This window comes from Sporolactobacillus inulinus (assembly GCF_006539285.1).
Lineage (GTDB): Bacteria > Bacillota > Bacilli > Bacillales > Sporolactobacillaceae > Sporolactobacillus > Sporolactobacillus inulinus.
On record NZ_BJMS01000013.1, the window covers coordinates 1 to 19534 of the forward strand.

Below are 19534 nucleotides of genomic sequence, written 5' to 3' on the forward strand. Positions count from 1 at the left end.
ATTTATTTGGCGAAAGCGGCTTGCGAAGAACGCAAAGGGACGGTAAAGTAAAAAGAGCGGATTCAGGATACCGCTGAGAAATTGCAGCTAAAGGATGACCTCAATGGCACAACTAAAATCAGCGAATTTATCGATAAAAAAGCCGCTCGCACCCGTTTATCTGCTTTTTGGCGCGCAGGATTTCTTAATTCAATTGATGAAAAAGAATTTAACGAGTGAGGCTTTGAGTGAGGAAGAACGCGACTTTAATCTTTCACGGTATGATCTCACCGAATCACCGTTGGAACACGCGATCGAGGATGCGGAAACGATCCCGTTTTTCGGGGAAAAGAAAGTTGTGATCATGGATCATGCATTCTTTTTGACCGGAGAGCGTACAAAGACAAAGGTAGAGCAGACGGTTGATCGACTAGAGGATTATCTGGACCATCCTTCGGAGAGTACGGTTCTTATCATTGTTGCGCCGTATGAAAAACTCGACCGACGCAAGAAAATTGTAAAACGGCTTGAGAAAACAGCGGCTGTTTATGAATTATCCCATTTAAGTGATACAGCACTTTTTCAACTGCTTGAGCAGGTCGCCCAAAAGTATGGTTCGCAATATACGCGAGAAGGGCACGAGCAAATGATGACCGCTGTCGGACCGCATCTTGGCCAGCTGGCAAATGAAGTGGGCAAGTGCGCGCTTTATTGTGGCACTGAACGGCCAATTGACGCGCAAGCGGTGGAAGAAATTGGCTCTAAGTCACTTGAGACCAATGTGTTCTTGCTTGTGAATCAGGTCATGCATCAAAAAACAGCCGAGGCGCTTGAATTGTTTCATGAGCTCGTTCGCATGAAAGAGGAACCGCTCAAATTACTTGCACTTTTGGAACGCCAATTTCGAATTGTGTATCAAGCCGGTCGTTACCAAGAGGCCGGCTACACGCAGAATAGTATAGCAAGTAAAATTAGTGTACATCCTTATGCAGTCAAGCTTGCTTTGCAGCAAACGCGCGCGTTCAGTTCGGCGCTGTTGCAGCACGCGCTTAAGCGTTGTGCGGAGACTGATTTTCAGATTAAGACTGGGCAAATGGATAAAATTCTTGCACTTGAACTGCTGATCCTCTCTATATCGGGTAAAGTTGCTTAATCGATCTTAAATAAGGCAAAAAAAAGAGGCTCGCTTCGAAGCGAGCCTCTTTTCACACTGGTAAGAAAGTACAAAAAAGATTTAAGGAAACGAGTGTAAGTGGTTCGGTAGAACGCCGCGTCCTGCGGCTCACCGAACACTAGGCCGTCCATGACCGTCGCGGGCGGCGGCTTTGCCTTCGCCAGAGGCTTGGCAAAGCCAAGTTTTCTAATGATCAAGCGTTCAATCCAGTTAACTTCTTGGAAAGTCTTGATTTTTCATGAGCTGCTTTGTTTTTATGGATCAAGCCCTTAGATGCTGCTTTGTCAACTTTTTTCGTAGCAGCAAGAAAAGCGGCTTTTGCGCCTTCAACATCTTTCTCTTCAACTTTTCCATTGAATGATTTAATCGCTGTGCGCATTGCGGATCTGAACTGAGCATTCTGCTGACGGTTCGCTTCGCTTGTTTTCACACGTTTGATTGCAGATTTAATATTTGGCATTCGATTCACCTCCAAATCATGAATTCCCGGTCATCATCCTTACTCCGCCGAAATAAACACGTTCTTATATAAATAAACGATAGGCCAAAAAGACCCTATTCCTGTAAGCAGAGTTCCAATCTGACAAATTGTATTGTATCAAAGCGTCCCATCTTTTGCAATGAATGAATGAAAAAAGCATAAATGAACATCCTTTTAACAGATACTTTTTGCGCCTATAGAGGAGGAAGGGAGTTCGATCATGAGTCACGAATTGGATCTGAAAAAATATAGTGTACGCACTGATTTAGCGATCGAAGCCAATGAACGTAAGCCGGATGTTCCAGGGCTGCATACGGAGCACTTTGATGAAGCCGGCGTTAAAATAACTAAAATGACGATTGACAGCCAAGCTGCTGCGGTCATACGAAAAAAAGAAGGAGCCTACCTGACTTTTGAAGCAAAGGACTTACGAACAGGCGATACGGCTATTGAGGAACGCGTTGAAAAACTGTTTGCAAAACACTTCTCCGCCTTTTTAAAAGAATTGACCATTGCAGATGATGCAAGTTGTCTCATCGTCGGACTAGGCAACACGAATGTCACTCCAGACGCGCTCGGACCGAGTGTTGTCGAGAATGTATTGGTCACCAAGCACCTATTTGATCTTCAGCCCGAACATGTGCAGCAAGGGTATCGTCCGGTCAGCGCGATTACTCCCGGCGTTATGGGAGTAACCGGAATTGAGACAAGCGACATCATTTTGGGCGTTATTGAGAAGACAAAACCGGACTTTGTGGTTGCCATTGATGCTTTAGCTGCTCGCGCGGTTGATCGGGTAAACACGACGATTCAAGTCGCCGACAGCGGGATTCATCCTGGTTCGGGCGTGGGCAATAATCGTAAAGAACTCAGTAAAAAAACGCTTGGTATTCCGGTTATTGCCATTGGCGTTCCGACTGTTGTCGATGCTGTAACGATTACAAGCGATGCGCTTGATGTCCTGCTGCGCCATTTGGAACGTGAAATGACGGATAAGAAACCGTCAAAGGCACTCTCGCCTTCCTGGATGAGATTTGGTGAAACCGTCGATTATCGTACACTTCATTTGCCAAGCCAAGAGAAACGTGCCGCGTTCCTCGGAATGGTAGGAACATTAAGTGAAACTGAGAAAGCACAATTGATTCAGGAGGCGCTTGGTGCAAGCGGATCACAAATGATGGTGACTCCGAAAGAAGTTGATTTCTTTATTGAGAAGATGGGGAATGTGCTTGCTGAAGGCTTGAATGCAGCACTTCATCATCAGGTGAATCAAGGGAATGTCGGCCAATACACGCATTAAGGCATGAACAGGCGACTTGCCGCATAGAATGAAGCAACGAAGCGGGACAAGCCCAAAGGAGTGGAGTGCTGGATGAAACGTATCGTGATCGAATCCCTTATTGTTCTTTCTGTCTTGCTTTTCTGCGCCCTTTATGGAGCAGTCACGGTTCGCGACGCAGCTCAGCCAACCACCGTGCAGCCGGCACAAGCAAATACAGGATTTCATGAACAGAAAATTGTCATTCCGGACAGTGAAAAAGCCACCGCGCAAACAGAAACGGATATTCGCGATAACACCGGGATTACATTAAACGAAAATCAAACCGACGATTCATTGTCCGAACGCGTGCAACGCTTGTTTCTTTTGGGGATCAGTGCCGTCGCTGACACCGTTCACGGCGTCATCCGCGCATTCTAACAATCATGTCGCTTGTATTTATTAAGGCCGTCAACTGAGAAAAATCGGCTTTAATACCGAGATGAATCAGTGCCTTGGGCAACCGGATTCATTGTCGAAAGAGATCATATGTTCTATAATAAAATCAGTAAGACGAAAACCAAGTCTTAATAAAAGAGGCAGTGAAAACCAAACGGCTAAAAGGTTCCAATAAGGCTTAGAACAAGCCGTGGTAAAAGAGTTGTCACCTCTGCTTTTTCGTTGTCTTTAGACAAAAAAGCAAGTATGCAATGTTCCCGGAAGATTGGTACTTTAGTGCCGATGTCGTTCACACAAGAAGACCGGTCTCGAGGACCGGTTTTTCTTATGAGGCAAGAAAGTTTATGATTTGCCCCGTCCTCAAGCCAATAATAGACCAGTGTCTTGGCCAAGAATCAAAGCGGAGGTGCTCGGGCGCCAGCGAGACCCCGCCTTGTTGATGCGTGCCAGCGAGACCCCGCAGATTTCTGATTGTCTGAGGAGGCTCGCGGTGCGCGAGCGGCTGGAGTGTCGTTCGTGCACAAGATTGATGGTTCAAAACCACATCCTGCGGAAGTAAATAGACGGAAAAATTCCCCTTAATAAGAAAATAAATTAAAAAATAGCTTATATAGACGGAGAGATTCCGCTTATCAACGTGAAAACGGTGAAAATGGGGGATTTTGCATTGCATAATCGGAAAATTTCCTCTTATTTATCCCCGAAACGCGCTCCATTCTACATATAACCGAAAAATCTCCGCTTATTTTACGCGTTACTTTCCGCGTTACTTAATGAAGGACCAGAATGCTTATTGAAACAGAAGTGAGATGAATAAGATCGCTTTTTCTATTATGCCTGAATGTTCGTCTTTTGTGTTCGTGATTGAAACGGATCATGACCATTGATATAATCGAAACTAAGTGATGTTTTTTTGGAAGCAGGAGGAACACTAATGTCAGAGAATCAAAAACAGCGTCAGTCGCATATCCGCAACTTTTCGATCATTGCTCATATCGACCATGGCAAATCAACACTTGCCGATCGTATTTTGGAAGCGACCCAAGCGCTAACCAAGAGAGAAATGAAGGCACAAGCGCTTGACGCGATGGATCTTGAACGGGAACGCGGCATAACGATTAAATTAAATGCCGTAGAATTAACGTATAAAGCGCCGGACGGCGAAGAATACATCTTCCATCTCATCGATACACCGGGCCATGTCGATTTTTCTTATGAGGTATCGCGAAGCCTCGCCGCATGCGAAGGTGCATTGCTGGTTGTTGACGCGGCGCAAGGTGTAGAGGCGCAAACTTTGGCCAATGTGTATCTCGCTTTGGAAAATGATCTTGAAATCATCCCTGTAATTAATAAAATCGACTTGCCAAGTGCTGATCCGGAGCGTGTAAAACAGGAAATTGAAGACGTCATCGGCCTTGATGCCTCTGATGCTGTGCTTGCTTCTGCAAAAGCGGGTATTGGTACCGAAGACATACTCGCGCAGATTATCGAAAAGATACCTGCACCGTCAGGAGATTCGAATGCACCGCTAAAAGCACTCATTTTTGATTCGCTGTATGATGCTTATCGCGGCGTTATTGTTTATATTCGTGTCATGGAGGGATCGGTTCGCGTCGGTGACACCATTAAAATGATGGCAAACGGAAAAACATTTGAGGTGCTCGAAGTCGGTGTCGCTACCCCTAAAATCGAAAATCGTGAGGAATTGTCGGTTGGCGATGTGGGTTTCATCACAGCTTCGATTAAATCGGTACATGATACGCGCGTCGGCGATACGGTGACCCATGCGGACCAGCCTGCGGATAAACCGCTGCCCGGTTATCGGAAAATGAATCCGATGGTGTATTGCGGACTTTATCCGATTGATACCGCGCGCTATGAAGATCTGCGCGAGGCACTCGGAAGACTGGAATTGAACGATTCCTCGCTCCAATATGAACCCGAAACCTCAGAAGCGCTGGGATTCGGCTTCCGATGTGGGTTTTTGGGACTGCTTCACATGGATATCGTTCAAGAACGGCTGGAACGTGAATTTAACATTGATCTGATTGCAACCGCGCCAAGTGTTATTTACAAGGTAAAGCTGAACGACGGATCAACGGTACAGGTTGGGAATCCGTCCGAAATGCCGGAGCGCAAATTCATTCAAGATATTGAAGAACCATATGTGAAGGCTACCGTTATGACACCAGACGACTATGTTGGTGCGGTCATGGAATTATGCCAACGCAAACGCGGCGAATTTAAAACCATGGAATACTTAGATGCAAATCGAACGAATGTGATCTATGATCTGCCGCTGTCGGAGATCATGTATGACTTTTTTGATATCCTGAAATCAAGTACAAAAGGCTATGCGTCACTCGATTACGAGATGGATGGCTACCGGTTAAGCAATTTGGTCAAAATGGACATTTTGTTGAATGGCGAAAAAGTCGACGCACTTTCCGTTATCGTGCATCAGGAGTTCGCCTACGAACGCGGCAAGGCAATCGTAGAAAAATTGAAAGAATTGATCCCGCGGCAACAATTCGAGGTACCGATTCAGGCAGCAATCGGACAAAAGATCATTTCTCGTTCAACGATCAAAGCACTGCGAAAAAATGTCTTAGCGAAATGCTATGGCGGCGACGTCTCACGAAAACGCAAGTTGCTGGAAAAGCAAAAAGAGGGAAAGAAACGGATGAAAGCGGTTGGCAGTGTCGAAGTGCCGCAGGAAGCATTCATGGCCGTCTTCAAGATGAGTCATGACGATTAATTCAGCCAAGGTTCGCGGTGCTTACATCCATATTCCTTTTTGCGACCATATTTGCTATTACTGTGACTTTAATAAAGTGTTCATGAAAAATCAGCCGGTCGACGATTATCTTGATGCTTTGGCACAAGAAATGAATCATTATGCAGAATCGGGACCACCGCAAACAATCTATATTGGCGGCGGAACACCAACCGCACTTAATGAACGTCAATTCGAGCGATTGTTCCAAGCTGTCCGGAAGTATTTGTTTCATCCGGCGCTCAAAGAATTTACAGTCGAAGCGAATCCGGAAAATCTTAATGAAGCTAAGCTTGAGATCATGAAGCGCTACGGGGTTACTCGTCTCAGCATCGGTGTTCAGACTTTTGATGACCGGCTGCTGAAAACGATTGGTCGGGCACATCAGTCGGATGATGCGGAACGCGCGGTTCGGCTTGCTCAGCGTCATGGTTTTGATAACATAACGGTCGACTTGATGTTCGCGCTTCCGGGCCAGACGGAATCGAGCCTGCATGATTCAATGGAGCGCGCTTTACGTTTGGGTACGCCGCATATTTCCATTTATTCGCTGCAGCTTGAGCCGAAAACGATTTTTTATAACCGCATGAAGAGCGGGAGTCTGCGGCTGCCTGGCGAGGATATTGAAGCAGATATGTTCGGTCAAATTATTTTGGAACTGGGGCGTCACGGTCTTCATCATTACGAAATCAGCAACTTTGCAAAGCCGGGATTTGAAGGCATCCACAATTCATTATATTGGCGAAATGAAGAGTATTATGGGATCGGTGCAGGCGCGCATGGCTATGTCAATGGAATCCGTTATGCCAATGCCGGACCGATAAAAAAATATATTGACAGTGTTCGAAAAAACGGTCATTCACGACGTTCGGAGCATGCAGTAACTTTCGAAGAAAAAATGGAAGAGGAAATGTTTCTTGGACTGAGATTGATGAAAGGAGTCAGCACCGACCGCTTTAACGATAGGTTTGGTTGTCCGATCGAAACCGTATACGGCGATGCGATCGAACGATTGAAGAAGAAAGGACTACTTGCTGAACACGATGGCCGGCTTGCGATGACACAAAAAGGAATCTTTTTAGGCAACGATGTCTTTGAGGCATTCTTGATTTCTTAAAGAAAGAATGTCCGAAAAGATTTGACAAACTGGAATGAAGTTGGTAAATTTTAATGTAGAATTAGCACTCGGATAGATCGAGTGCTAACAGGGGTGATCAACAAGATGTTAACTGATCGTCAATTGTTTTTGTTGCAGCTTTTAGTTAATGACTATGTTGTTTCTGCCGAGCCAGTTGGTTCACGGTCAATTGCAAAACGCGACGATGTTCATTTTAGTCCGGCGACGATCAGAAACGAACTCGCAGATCTGGAGGAGATGGGTTTTCTTGAGAAAACACATCTTTCTTCCGGAAGAGTACCCTCAGAAAAGGGCTACCGTTTTTATGTCGATCATCTGCTCTCTCCGGTTCTGCTTACTGAAGATGAGGTTGGAAACATTCGCCATGCCTATCGGAAGAAATTTTCCGAGAAGGAAGAATTGATCCGCGTCACAGCTCAAGTTCTTTCTGAATTCACGAATTACACAGCAATCATGCTTGGACCTGAATTGATGGACATGCGATTGAAACACATCCAAATGGTTAAGCTGAATCAGACGCAAGGGGTTTTGATCATTGTAACCGACACCGGGCATGTGGAAAACAAGACGGTTACTTTTCCTAAATCGATTCGAGCAGAGGACATTGAAAAAATTATTAATATCTTAAATGACAAGCTTGAAAATGTTCCGATCTATCGGCTTCAAGCGCGGCTAAACAAGGAAATTTCCAACGTCATGCGTCTTCACATTCGTGATTACAATCGCGTGATGAACATGTTGCAGGAAAGCTTGACAATGGATGATCCGGAACAAATTTTCTGCAGCGGCAAGAACAATATTCTTGTGCAACCTGAATTTCAAGATGTCAATAAGATTATTTCTTTGCTGAATGTTCTTGAAGGAAAAGAAATCGTTCACGAGATCATGAGTATGCCGGCTACCGGTTTGCATATTCGCATCGGCCGCGAGAACAAATTAAATGGTATTGAAGACTGCAGCCTGATCACAACGACCTATTCAATGGGCGGGGAGCATCTCGGAACGGTTGCAGTAATCGGCCCGAAACGAATGGCTTATCCGCGTGTGGTGACCTTAATTGACACGGTCTCCAAAATCTTAAGCGAAAACTTAACTAAATAAGAGCCTGATCGCGCTCTTTCTATACTTTAGGAGGTGAGCCTATGACAGAACAGGCAAACAAAGATTCACAGAAAATCAATGAAGAAGTTGAAATGGAAACAGACCCACAAACTCAGGCTGCAGAGCCGGGTGAGAATGCAGAGGCAGATCGTGCATCGAATCAAAATGATGATCAGCAGGATAGTGAGGTGCTTGTGAAGAAGATTACCGAGCAAACCGCTGAAATCGAAGCGCTAAAAAAGAAAAACGATGAGTTGACTAATCGTATGCTGAGAATGCAGGCGGACTTTGATAACTTTAGAAAGCGCACGAACAAAGAAAAAACGGATTCCCGCAAATTCCGTGCTCAAGATCTTGTCTCCGATATGCTCGAGATTCTCGATAACTTTCAACGTGCGCTTGCCGTTGAAACGACATCCGAAGACGGACAATCCTTAAAAAAGGGTATGGAAATGGTTTTGTCGAAGCTTGAAGATGCGTTGAAAAAAGAAGGCGTAGAAGAAATTCCGTCACTGAATCAGCCCTTCGATCCGAATGTGCACCAAGCGGTGATGCAGGAAGAGAGCCCAGAGCACGAATCAGGGACTGTGATTCAAGTACTTCAAGTGGGTTATACATTGAACGGACGAGTGATTCGCCCAGCAATGGTGAAAGTCAGCGCCTAAATCTAGACGTTCAAACTTAATGTTTTTTAATATTAGGAGGAAATGAACATGAGTAAAATTATTGGTATTGACTTAGGTACAACAAACTCCTGCGTGGCAGTAATGGAAGGCGGCGAACCCGTCGTTATTCCTAACCCGGAAGGCGCGCGTACGACTCCATCAGCGGTTGCCTTCAAAAACGGCGAGCGCCAGGTTGGCGAGGTTGCAAAACGTCAAGCCGTGACCAACCCGAACACAATTTTGTCGATTAAACGCCATATGGGTTCGGATTACAAGGTTGAAGTTGAAGGCAAGAAATATACACCTCAAGAAATTTCAGCAATCATTCTGCAAAAATTAAAATCAGATGCTGAACAATATCTTGGCGAAACGGTGGACAAAGCAGTAATCACGGTTCCTGCTTACTTCAACGACGCGCAGCGCCAAGCAACAAAGGATGCCGGTAAAATTGCCGGACTCGAAGTGCTACGTATTATCAACGAACCAACTGCCGCTTCACTGGCTTATGGTCTGGACAAAGGCGAAGATCAAACCATTCTCGTTTTTGACCTTGGCGGTGGAACATTCGATGTTTCGATTCTTGAACTTGGCGACGGCATTTTCGAAGTAAAAGCAACGGCCGGAAACAATCAGCTGGGCGGCGATGACTTCGATGAACGAATCATTAAATTCTTAATCGGTGAATTCAAGAAAGAAACGGGTATCGATCTCTCTGGAGATAAGATGGCTCTGCAGCGTCTGAAAGATGCATCTGAAAAAGCGAAGAAAGAGTTGTCCGGTGTTTCACAAACGCAAATCTCACTGCCGTTTATTTCCGCCGATGCTACAGGTCCAAAACACTTGGAAACAACGCTTACCCGTGCAAAATTTGATGAGCTGACCGCAGAACTCGTTGAAGATACAATGGGTCCGGTTCGTCAGGCACTGTCTGATGCCGATATGACGATGGACGACATCAGCAAAATTGTTCTTGTCGGCGGATCAACACGTATCCCAGCCGTTCAGGCAGCAATCAAAAATCTGACTGGAAAAGAACCAAGTAAAGGTGTCAACCCTGACGAAGTTGTTGCCGTTGGTGCGGCAATCCAGGGCGGCGTGTTGACCGGTGATGTCAAGGATGTTGTTCTGCTGGACGTTACGCCATTGTCCCTTGGTATTGAAACGATGGGCGGCGTGTTCACAAAACTGATTGAACGCAATACCACGATCCCGACAAGTAAGTCTCAAGTATTCTCAACGGCTGCAGATAATCAAACGGCTGTAGACATTCATGTCCTTCAAGGGGAACGCCAGATGGCTGCGGACAACAAGACACTCGGTCGTTTCCAATTGACCGATATTCCGCCGGCACCGCGTGGTGTACCGCAAATCGAAGTAACCTTTGAAATTGATGCAAACGGTATTGTGAACGTTAAAGCAAAAGACAAAGGAACAAACAAAGAACAATCCATTACGATCAAGTCATCTTCAGGTCTGAGCGATGATGAAATTGACAAGATGGTTAAAGATGCGGAAGCAAATGCAGATGCGGATAAGAAACGCAAAGAAGAGGTTGATCTGAGAAACGAAGCCGATCAGCTGATCTTCTCAACTGAGAAAACGCTGAAGGAACTTGGCGATAAGGTTGATGCTTCTGAAAAATCTAAGGCAGAAGATGCCAAAGATAAGCTGAAAAAAGCCCTGGAAGGCAAAGATGTTGACGCAATTAAATCGGCAAAAGATGCCCTCAATGAGGTCGTTCAACAATTGTCTGTAAAACTGTATCAACAAGCGCAGCAACAAGCTCAGGGTGCACAAGGCGGAGCAAAAGAAAGCAAGAAAGATGACGATGTCGTTGATGCAGATTATAAAGAAGTGGATGACGAAGATAAAAACAAAAACAAGAACAAGAAGAACTGATCTGCAGCTTCTTATTCTGTCGCTTTTTACCTTGATCGGCATATTCTAAAAAGAATCGACCTGATCTGTTGATGAAAACGTGTAGTTCAAGAAAGTCGAAGTCGGACGCGGGTTCTGGCTTTGGCTTTTTCTTGCTTAAACAGGGATACGAATGATATGATTAATCTTATGTGAAATCATTTCGGGAGTGATTTGATGAGTAAACGGGATTATTACGAAATCCTCGGCGTCAGCAAAGATGCATCTAAGGATGAAATAAAAAAGGCATTTCGAAAATTAGCGCGTAAATACCATCCCGATGTCAATAAAGATCCGGGTGCACCGGAAAAATTCAAGGAAGTTACCAAGGCATATGAAACATTAAGCGATCCGCAAAAGCGCGCACAATATGATCAATTTGGCGAAGCGGATCCAAATCAAGGCGGATTTGGCGGTGGTTTCGGAGGTCAAGGATTTGGCGGCGCTGATTTCGGTTTCGGCGATATTTTCGATCAGATCTTTAATGGCGGCTCAAGACGGCGTGATCCGAATGCGCCGCGCCAAGGAGCAGATCTTCAATACGAAATGTCACTGACCTTTGAAGAAGCAGCATTTGGGAAAACGACGAACATCCGAATTCCTAAAGAGGAAACATGTACAACTTGCCATGGCTCAGGTGCAAAACCGGGGACAAAACCAGAACAATGTGCCCACTGTCATGGTACAGGACAGTTGAATCAGGAGCAGAATACACCGTTTGGCCGAGTTGTGAACCGTCGCGTCTGCCCATACTGCAAAGGCACAGGCAAATCAATTAAGCATCCGTGCAGCACGTGCGCAGGTACCGGCAAAATGAAGGTGAACAAAAAGATTGAAGTAAAGGTTCCGGTAGGCATTGATGATGGACAGCAAATCCGTTTGTCCGGTCAAGGTGAACCGGGGGTAAACGGCGGACCTTCAGGAGATCTTTATATTGTGTTTGCGGTTAAGCCGCATAAATATTACCAGAGATCCGGCGATGATGTGCTGCTCGACGTTCCGGTGTCCTTTGCACAGGTTGCACTGGGCGATGAAATCGAAGTGCCGACCCTTCATGGTAAAGTGAAACTTAGAATCCCTGCCGGTACACAGACAGGCACAAAATTCCGTCTGAGAGGAAAAGGAATTAAAAATGTTCGCGGTTATGGACAAGGCGATGAACGCGTAACCGTAAAAGTTGTGACACCGAAACATTTATCAGATGAACAAAAGAGTTTGTTGAAGAAACTGTCGGCACTTGACGGTAACGAAGTGGACGACAGCGATGCAAGTTTTTTCGATAAAATGAAGAAAAAAGTATTTAAGGGCGATTAATACCTGTTTCTTCTCACTGAATACAACAGCTGAATATCGGCTGCCTTTTTTCAACTTTTTATTAAGGAGCGATTCCACAAACGCGATGAGATGGTCGGAAATTTGTATTCATACAACCGAGGAAGCGATCGAACCGGTCACGAATATACTCTATGAGGCGGGCGTAGGCGGCGTTGTTATTGAAGACTCCAAAGATCTGCGGCAGCTTGCCGGATCAGATTCGAGGTATTCACTAGATCCGGCCGATTACCCGCTTGACGGGGTAAATGTTAAAGCATATCTGCCGATAAACAGTTTTCTCGGTGAAACGGTTGAAGAAATCAAACAATCGCTGAATAACTTAGTGTTGTATGATATTGACTTGGGAGACGGACAGGTTACACTCAGTGAGCACAATGAAGAAGAATGGGCAACAGCATGGAAAAAATATTATAAACCGGTGAAAGTCGGCCGCTGTTTCTACATTTCACCGACGTGGGAAAGCTTTGAGCCAGGGAATTCGGAGCGACAGATCATTGAGCTTGATCCAGGGATGGCTTTCGGTACCGGGACGCACCCGACCACTGTACTTTGCATTGAGGCGCTTGAGAAGTATCTGCCTGACCAAGCGAGTGTCCTCGACGTTGGCACCGGCACTGGCGTACTGTCCATTGCGGCAGCAAAATTAGGGGCAGACAAGGTCATTGCTGTAGACCTTGATGCTGTAGCAGTACAGTCGGCCAAGCTCAATGTCAAGCTGAATCATGTTCAAGATGTCGTCAACGTACGCCAAAACAATCTATCGGATCACGTTACAGGAACCTACCAGATTGTTGTTGCCAACTTGCTTGCTGAATTGGTGATTCGTCTTGCTGAGAGTAGCGTTGGTGAGCGTTTGGACGATGACGGCCGTCTCATTGCATCCGGGATTATTAAACAGAAGAAAGCACAGGTCGTTCAGGCGCTTTCAAAGAACGGGCTGCGTGTGATTGAATCAATGGAATCCGGCGATTGGGTTGCGCTGATTGCCGAGAAGGCGGAATAAATGCAACGTTATTTCATTAATGCCGATCAATTTACCGACCATAGGGTAACCATTACCGGTGATGATGCGCACCATATTCAGAAGGTCATGCGTATGAAACCCGCTGATTTAATCCTGTGTGCGAATAATAAAGGTGCTGTTTATCTGTGTGCAATCGAATCCTTTGCAGAAGGTAGCGTGCACGCGTTGATTAAAAGTCGGCAATGCGTAGATTCTGAACTACCCATTCATGTAACCATTGCACAGGGCATTCCTAAAGGTGATAAATTTGAAACGATCATTCAAAAAGGAACAGAATGCGGAGCACGCTGTTTTGTTCCTTTTCAGGCTGATCGCTGCGTTGCGCTGTGGAAAAAGAACAAAGCGGACAAGAAACGGCTTCGCCTGGAAAAGATAAGCAAGGAAGCGGCAGAACAGTCGCACCGTCGCTTTATTCCTGAAATCAGTGAACCGATGAATTTGGACCAATTGATCGCGTTTAGCGCATCATTTCCATTTAAAGTTGTTGCCTTTGAAGAAACCGCGAAAGCAGGACAACAGGCACGCTTTCCAACTGTACTAAAAGAAATGACTGCCGGAGATTCCTTGCTTGCCGTCGTTGGTCCAGAAGGCGGTTTGACAGCTGAAGAAGCAGATACTTTGAAGAATCATGGCTTCGTTCTTTGCGGGCTCGGCCCGCGAATTTTAAGAACGGAAACAGCAGCACTGTACCTTTTATCGGCGATCTCTTATCATTTTGAACTTTTACAATATGGAGTGGATGAATAAAAATGCCTTCAGTCGCTTTTCACACATTAGGATGCAAGGTCAATCATTACGAAACGGAAGCTATTTGGCAGCTTTTTAAAAATCAGGGTTATGAACGTGCTGAATTTGAAAAACATGCGGATGTCTATATCATTAACACATGTACGGTAACCAATACCGGTGATCAAAAGAGCCGCCAAACGATTCGCCGAGCGATTCGAAGCAATCCGGAGGCGGTGATCTGCGTTACCGGCTGTTACGCACAGACCTCACCGGCTGAGGTGATGTCTATACCAGGAGTCGATATCGTCGTCGGCACCCAGGACCGAAATCGTTTGCTTGGCTATGTCGAGCAGTACCGAAGAGACCGGGAACCGATCAACGGGGTAAGCGACATCATGAAAGCAAAGGTGTATGAAGAACTTGATGTGCCAGCGTTTACGGATCGGACACGCGCGTCACTCAAGATTCAGGAAGGATGCAATAATTTCTGTACCTTCTGCGTGATTCCTTGGGCACGCGGGCTCCTGCGTTCACGGACACCTGAAAATGTGATGAAACAAGCACAGCAGCTGGTTGATGCCGGATACAAGGAGATCGTTCTGACCGGGATACATACCGCCGGCTACGGTGAAGACATGGAGGATTATAATTTTGCTCAGCTGCTCCGCGATCTGGAAAGCAACGTCGTTGGTTTGAAGCGGCTTCGAATTTCTTCGATTGAAGCAAGCCAAATTACCGATGAAGTGATCGATGTTGTCGGTCGTTCAAAGGTCCTTGCCCGCCATCTCCATATTCCACTGCAAGCGGGATCAGATACCGTTTTGGAACGGATGCATCGTAAATATAAAACAGAATTTTTTGCGAAGAAGATTGCGCAGCTGCGTGAAGCACTTCCTGATTTTGCCTTGACTTCCGATGTTATTGTTGGTTTTCCAGGCGAGACAGATGAAGAATTCAAGCAAACCTATGACTTTATCCGTGACCTGCATTTTTCAGAGCTACATGTCTTTCCCTATTCAAAACGGACCGGTACACCGGCTGCTGGGATGAAGGATCAAGTGCCGGATGAAGTCAAGCATGAACGCGTCAATCGTTTGATTGAATTATCAAATAAGCTGTCGGCAGAGTATGCGGCAAAATATGAGCAACAGGTGCTGGAGGTTATTCCTGAAGAACCTCTGAATCATCATGAAGAAGATGGCTACTTTGTTGGCTTCACAGACAACTATTTGAAGGTGAAGTTCAAGTATCCGACGAATGATATTGTGGGAAAGCTTGTCCGTGTCAAATTAGTGAAAACCGGCTATCCAATCAATGAGGGCAAGTTCGTCCGCGTTCGAGACAGTGATCTGACCACAGCAACGCATTCCTAACTCAGATACGGATTATAGACGGTGTCGCTCAACCCAGCGGCCGTATGGGCCGGCGAGCGGTACAGCAATTAAACCGGTAATTAGATTAAAGATAACCGATGCGTGCGCAAGAGCTGTTTTGCCGCTGCCGCCCAGCATCATCGTATAATCGCCCATAAAATGGATAAATGGGAAAAAAGCAACAACGCTTAACACGTTAAATAGAATGTGCGTGTAGGCGGTCCATCGCCCTTCACGCCCTGTGCCAAGGCTCGCAAGATAGGTGGTCAGGCAGGTACCCACATTAGAACCAAGCATAATGGCAATTGCAGCAGGCAAAGTAAGTATGTTGTGGTCGAGAAAACCCATGCAGACAAGCAATGTGGCGGAACTCGATTGAATAATCGCAGAAAAAAGTGTGCCTACGATGACGGCGTAAAGCATGCTTCCATTGGCGTCGACTAACAGGTCGCGAATAAAGGGCGATTGGATCAAGGATTCAGCGAGCGAACTGAATCCATTCATGGATGCGAAAAGGCAGCCGATGCCAAATAAAAAAGAACCGAACGAAAAAAATCGTTTGAACGGCAGACACATCATAAGCAATCCGGCAGCGAAAAAAACATAGTGAAGTGATCCGATCGGCAGTGCAGCGATTTCACCGGTCATCGTAGTGCCGATGTTTGCGCCGAGAATAATGCCGACACTCTGGGAGAAATGCATGGCATGTGCGCCAATTAATCCGACGGTTATAATCGTAACTGCTGAACTGCTCTGCAGGAGCATCGATGCCAGTGTCCCAATAATAAGGCCTTTCATCGGCGTGCTTGCCGCTCGTTCCAATGTGTTGCGCAGGCGATGACCGACGAGGGCATTCATGCCTCCGGACATGACGCCCATTCCGAGCAAGAAAAGTAAGATATATAGAATAAAAGCAACGACTTGCTGATTCACTTTGATCACCTCGTCCTATTCTATGGACAAGGTAAGGAATGAATGACAAAAATGATTCCACTTGCAAGTGAATTTCGTTGTTTCCAATTTTTTTCGTACGCGCAAACCGAAATTTAGCGCTGACTGGAAAAAAAAGCATTTCCTCATTTGATAATTTGCTTTCTATCGTATATAATGGCTATTGACATAAAAGAGATGTCATTTGAATTGTTTCCGTTTTTGGAGGGAGGGAAACAAAGATGGTCGAGACACGAGTTCGGAAGAATGAATCGATTGAAGATGCGCTTCGACGTTTTAAACGGTCGGTTTCGAAATCCGGTACATTAGCGGAAGTTAAGAAACGGAGAAATTACGAGAAACCAAGTGTTAAGCGTAAGAAAAAATCTGAGGCTGCGCGTAAAAAACGCCGCAGATACTAAGAAGGAGCACGGCAAATGAGCCTTGTTGATCGTTTGACTACAGATATGAAACAAGCGATGAAAGCTCGAGATAAGGAAACCCTCTCGGTCATTCGCATGATTAAAACATCGCTGCAGAACGAATCGATCAAGCTAGGTAAACCATTGCCCGATGACGAGGCACTGGCAGTCCTGACCCGAGAGCTTAAGCAGAGGAAAGACTCCCTCCAAGAGTTTAAGAATGCAGGGCGTCAGGATCTTGTTGATGAAGTCACCAGTGAAATTGCAATTGTCCAAAAATATATGCCTGAACAATTTTCTGAAGAAAAAGTTGAGGCGATTATAGATGAAACAATTTCGGAAGTCGGTGCCGCTTCTAAAGCAGATATCGGCAAAGTGATGAAAGCAGTAATGCCTAAGGTAAAGGGCCGGGCAGATGGCGGTATGGTCAATAAAATCGTGCGCAGTAAACTAAGTTAATAAAAGAAAAAAACTCTGTTTGTTTCTGATGAGCAAACAGAGTTTTATTTTTTTGCAAGATTTTAAAAATTATTCATGGTACGATAGATGTTGAAGAGGATACATGGCGAAACAATCTAAGAAAGACAGGAGATGAGATTCGTGCTAGACGCTTCTACAGTGGGTGTTTTAATTATCGCGGCTCTGCTGATCATTGCGATTGTCGTGCTGTTTACGTTTGTACCGGTAATGCTTTGGATTTCAGCGCTGTCATCAGGTGTTCGAATCAGTATATTTACATTAATTGGTATGCGGTTGAGGCGCGTCATCCCAAGGCGCGTGATTGATCCGTTAATTAAGGCGACTAAAGCAGGTCTTGATCTACACACCAATCAGTTGGAAAGCCACTATCTGGCTGGAGGGAATGTCGATCGCGTGGTTAATGCGCTGATCGCGGCTCACCGCGCAAATATTGATCTGACTTTTGCCCGTGCGGCGGCAATTGATCTTGCCGGAAGAGATGTTCTTGAAGCCGTGCAGATGAGTGTTAATCCTAAGGTCATTGAAACCCCTTATATTGCCGGTGTGGCGATTAATGGAATTGAAGTTAAAGTCAAGGCAAGGATTACGGTTCGCGCGAATATCGACCGTCTCGTCGGCGGTGCTGGCGAAGAAACGGTAATCGCCCGTGTCGGTGAGGGTGTCGTCAGCACAATTGGTGCTTCGCAGACGCATAAAGATGTATTAAAAAATCCGGATACCATTTCAAAGACTGTTCTTGAAAAAGGTCTGGATGCCGGAACGGCTTTTGAAATTCTATCGATTGATATAGCAGATGTGGATGTCGGTAAGAACATTGGTGCCTTCCTACAAACAGAGCAGGCCGAAGCAGACAAAAACATTGCACAAGCAAAAGCTGAAGAACGACGAGCCATGGCTGTGGCGAATGAACAAGAAATGCGTGCGCGTGTTGAAGAAATGCGCGCCAAGGTTGTCGAAGCAGAGTCCGAAGTACCTCTGGCTATGGCTGCTGCACTGAAATCGGGTAAGCTTGGTGTCATGGATTATATGAACTACAACAATATTAAAGCTGATACAGAAATGCGCCATTCCTTCGGAAAACAGGAGAACAGCGACAATACCTCGGGTGACGAATACAAGTAATCATATAAAGTGATTCAGTAAGGAGGTGCCCTATGTCTTTTATCTGGGTCATCGGCGTCGCCATCTATTTGATTTTCAGTGTTGCCCGATCCGTAGAAAAGCAAAACGCAAAGGAACGCAAGATCAGACAAGAACGCGGAAGGCGTCCGCGCCCACAGGTTTCGATGCAGCAAGCCGCCAAAGTAAGCTCCGATCAGAAACAAAGTACTGAACCGGTCACCGAACAAGTATCTTCTGAACCAGTGGCCGAAAATGAATGGGTAAAAAGATATCAACAGATGAAAGAACGGATTAATGAATCCATTCCTGCTCGATCAGAAATACCTCCTGTACAGGCAAAAGTTCCCCAATCCTCCAATACGGAGAACACTTGGTTGAGGGATCGGCAGAAGCTTCGCCAAGCCTTCATTTTTTCTGAAGTGATCGGGAAACCGCGCTCTGTCCAGCCTCACCGCTATTTTGAAAACAAAAAAATCCGTTGATCATGTTCTTTGAGGGTGTCTCAAAAGTCTCTTTATGACTGTGAGGCACCTTTTTTATACAGATAAAGAACGTTTATGATTTTGCCCTGTCTTCAAATCAATAGCCCAGTGTCTTGACCGAGAATCAAAGCGGAGGTGCGAGTCGCCAGCGGGAACAGCGTGCCAGCGAGTAATCGAAGCGACGATTCAGCACCGAAAAGACCCGAGTCCATCACACATGGTTGGAGATTAAGGACCGGGCGAAATTTGCCCGGTTTTTCTTATCAACAAGGCGATTGGTTGAGAACGGCAAGGGATGCGCTTGGTAACAAAAGCAGCCGATTTTCATAAGGATTTATTTGAAACCGGTGCTATCAGCAGCTCTTCATTCATAAGCATGTAATGAGGTGGAGGGAGATTATGAGAAAATGGAGCGCTCATTTAAAAAAGTGGTTTGCCGAAGTATCCGACATTCCTGAAGATGTGATGCTGGGTGTTCCCCGATTAACGCTAATCGGCCAGTTTCGACTCTCCATTGAAAACTATCAAAGCGTTCTCTCATTCTCAAAAACTGAGTTGAAACTTGCTTTGAATGAGGGTGAACTCCATATAACAGGGAATGATTTCGTTCTCGAAACGATTCTTGAGAAGGAAATTGTTCTCCAGGGGCGCGTAACTGGTGTCCGATTTGAGAATGAATGATGAAGGGG

General features: G+C 45.6%; 19 protein-coding genes. 17 read left to right on the forward strand and 2 right to left on the reverse strand.

Translation table 11 applies throughout. The features are described 5' to 3' along the window. The first annotated feature begins 103 nt into the window (after positions 1–103). On the forward strand, positions 104–1132 hold the full coding sequence (gene holA, locus SIN01_RS02830; RefSeq protein ID WP_010026300.1) for a DNA polymerase III subunit delta: 1029 nt from the start codon (positions 104–106) through the stop codon (positions 1130–1132). 214 nt (positions 1133–1346) lie between these two features. Here holA and rpsT read toward each other — a convergent pair whose 3' ends face one another. After that, positions 1347–1613 (reverse strand): 30S ribosomal protein S20, encoded by a 267-nt coding sequence (gene rpsT / locus SIN01_RS02835; protein WP_010023106.1) that lies wholly within the window; start codon positions 1611–1613, stop codon positions 1347–1349. Positions 1614–1854: 241 nt separating this feature from the next. On the opposite strand from rpsT, the gene gpr reads away from it, so the two are divergent. From gpr to mtaB, 11 genes are all read left to right on the forward strand, one after another. Further along, complete coding sequence (gene gpr, locus SIN01_RS02840; protein WP_010023102.1) at positions 1855–2934, forward strand: GPR endopeptidase; 1080 nt, start codon at positions 1855–1857, stop codon at positions 2932–2934. 72 nt (positions 2935–3006) lie between these two features. Continuing rightward, on the forward strand, positions 3007–3333 hold the full coding sequence (locus SIN01_RS02845; protein WP_047035201.1) for a hypothetical protein: 327 nt from the start codon (positions 3007–3009) through the stop codon (positions 3331–3333). 952 nt (positions 3334–4285) lie between these two features. Continuing rightward, on the forward strand, positions 4286–6109 hold the full coding sequence (lepA, locus tag SIN01_RS02850; RefSeq protein WP_047035206.1) for a translation elongation factor 4: 1824 nt from the start codon (positions 4286–4288) through the stop codon (positions 6107–6109). Next, the gene (hemW, locus tag SIN01_RS02855) at positions 6099–7244 is read left to right on the forward strand and encodes a radical SAM family heme chaperone HemW (RefSeq protein ID WP_010025734.1); all 1146 of its coding nucleotides are present in this window, start codon (positions 6099–6101) and stop codon (positions 7242–7244) included. Before lepA ends, hemW begins: the two co-directional genes overlap by 11 nt. A gap of 105 nt (positions 7245–7349) precedes the next feature. Beyond that, positions 7350–8366, forward strand: coding sequence for a heat-inducible transcriptional repressor HrcA (gene hrcA, locus SIN01_RS02860; protein WP_010025733.1), 1017 nt, complete (start codon positions 7350–7352; stop codon positions 8364–8366). A 41-nt stretch (positions 8367–8407) separates the two neighbouring features. Beyond that, complete coding sequence (grpE, locus tag SIN01_RS02865) at positions 8408–9031, forward strand: nucleotide exchange factor GrpE (protein ID WP_010025732.1); 624 nt, start codon at positions 8408–8410, stop codon at positions 9029–9031. A 48-nt stretch (positions 9032–9079) separates the two neighbouring features. After that, a complete protein-coding gene (dnaK, locus tag SIN01_RS02870; RefSeq protein ID WP_047035209.1) occupies positions 9080–10930 on the forward strand; it encodes a molecular chaperone DnaK in 1851 nt (616 codons plus the stop codon). Positions 10931–11125: 195 nt separating this feature from the next. Further along, positions 11126–12262 carry a molecular chaperone DnaJ gene (gene dnaJ, locus SIN01_RS02875; RefSeq protein WP_010025721.1) on the forward strand — a complete coding sequence of 379 codons (1137 nt, stop codon included), beginning with the start codon at positions 11126–11128 and terminating at the stop codon, positions 12260–12262. 85 nt (positions 12263–12347) lie between these two features. Next, the gene (gene prmA, locus SIN01_RS02880) at positions 12348–13286 is read left to right on the forward strand and encodes a 50S ribosomal protein L11 methyltransferase (RefSeq protein WP_010025722.1); all 939 of its coding nucleotides are present in this window, start codon (positions 12348–12350) and stop codon (positions 13284–13286) included. Next, a complete protein-coding gene (locus SIN01_RS02885) occupies positions 13287–14054 on the forward strand; it encodes a 16S rRNA (uracil(1498)-N(3))-methyltransferase (protein WP_010025723.1) in 768 nt (255 codons plus the stop codon). It abuts the gene before it with no gap. A 2-nt stretch (positions 14055–14056) separates the two neighbouring features. After that, positions 14057–15409, forward strand: a complete 1353-nt coding sequence (gene mtaB / locus SIN01_RS02890; protein WP_010025724.1) for a tRNA (N(6)-L-threonylcarbamoyladenosine(37)-C(2))-methylthiotransferase MtaB — start codon at positions 14057–14059, stop codon at positions 15407–15409. 12 nt (positions 15410–15421) lie between these two features. Here mtaB and SIN01_RS02895 read toward each other — a convergent pair whose 3' ends face one another. Continuing rightward, a complete protein-coding gene (locus SIN01_RS02895; RefSeq protein ID WP_141305934.1) occupies positions 15422–16342 on the reverse strand; it encodes a Na/Pi symporter in 921 nt (306 codons plus the stop codon). A gap of 239 nt (positions 16343–16581) precedes the next feature. On the opposite strand from SIN01_RS02895, the gene rpsU reads away from it, so the two are divergent. From rpsU to yqfC, 5 genes are all read left to right on the forward strand, one after another. Continuing rightward, positions 16582–16761, forward strand: coding sequence for a 30S ribosomal protein S21 (gene rpsU / locus SIN01_RS02900; RefSeq protein WP_010025726.1), 180 nt, complete (start codon positions 16582–16584; stop codon positions 16759–16761). A 15-nt stretch (positions 16762–16776) separates the two neighbouring features. Further along, positions 16777–17220, forward strand: a complete 444-nt coding sequence (locus SIN01_RS02905; protein WP_010025727.1) for a GatB/YqeY domain-containing protein — start codon at positions 16777–16779, stop codon at positions 17218–17220. Positions 17221–17352: 132 nt separating this feature from the next. Continuing rightward, positions 17353–18363, forward strand: a complete 1011-nt coding sequence (gene floA, locus SIN01_RS02910) for a flotillin-like protein FloA (protein ID WP_039745973.1) — start codon at positions 17353–17355, stop codon at positions 18361–18363. A gap of 32 nt (positions 18364–18395) precedes the next feature. Continuing rightward, complete coding sequence (locus SIN01_RS02915) at positions 18396–18845, forward strand: YqfB family membrane protein (protein ID WP_010025729.1); 450 nt, start codon at positions 18396–18398, stop codon at positions 18843–18845. A 399-nt stretch (positions 18846–19244) separates the two neighbouring features. After that, on the forward strand, positions 19245–19526 hold the full coding sequence (yqfC, locus tag SIN01_RS02920; protein ID WP_010027274.1) for a sporulation protein YqfC: 282 nt from the start codon (positions 19245–19247) through the stop codon (positions 19524–19526). Positions 19527–19534 lie beyond the last annotated feature (8 nt).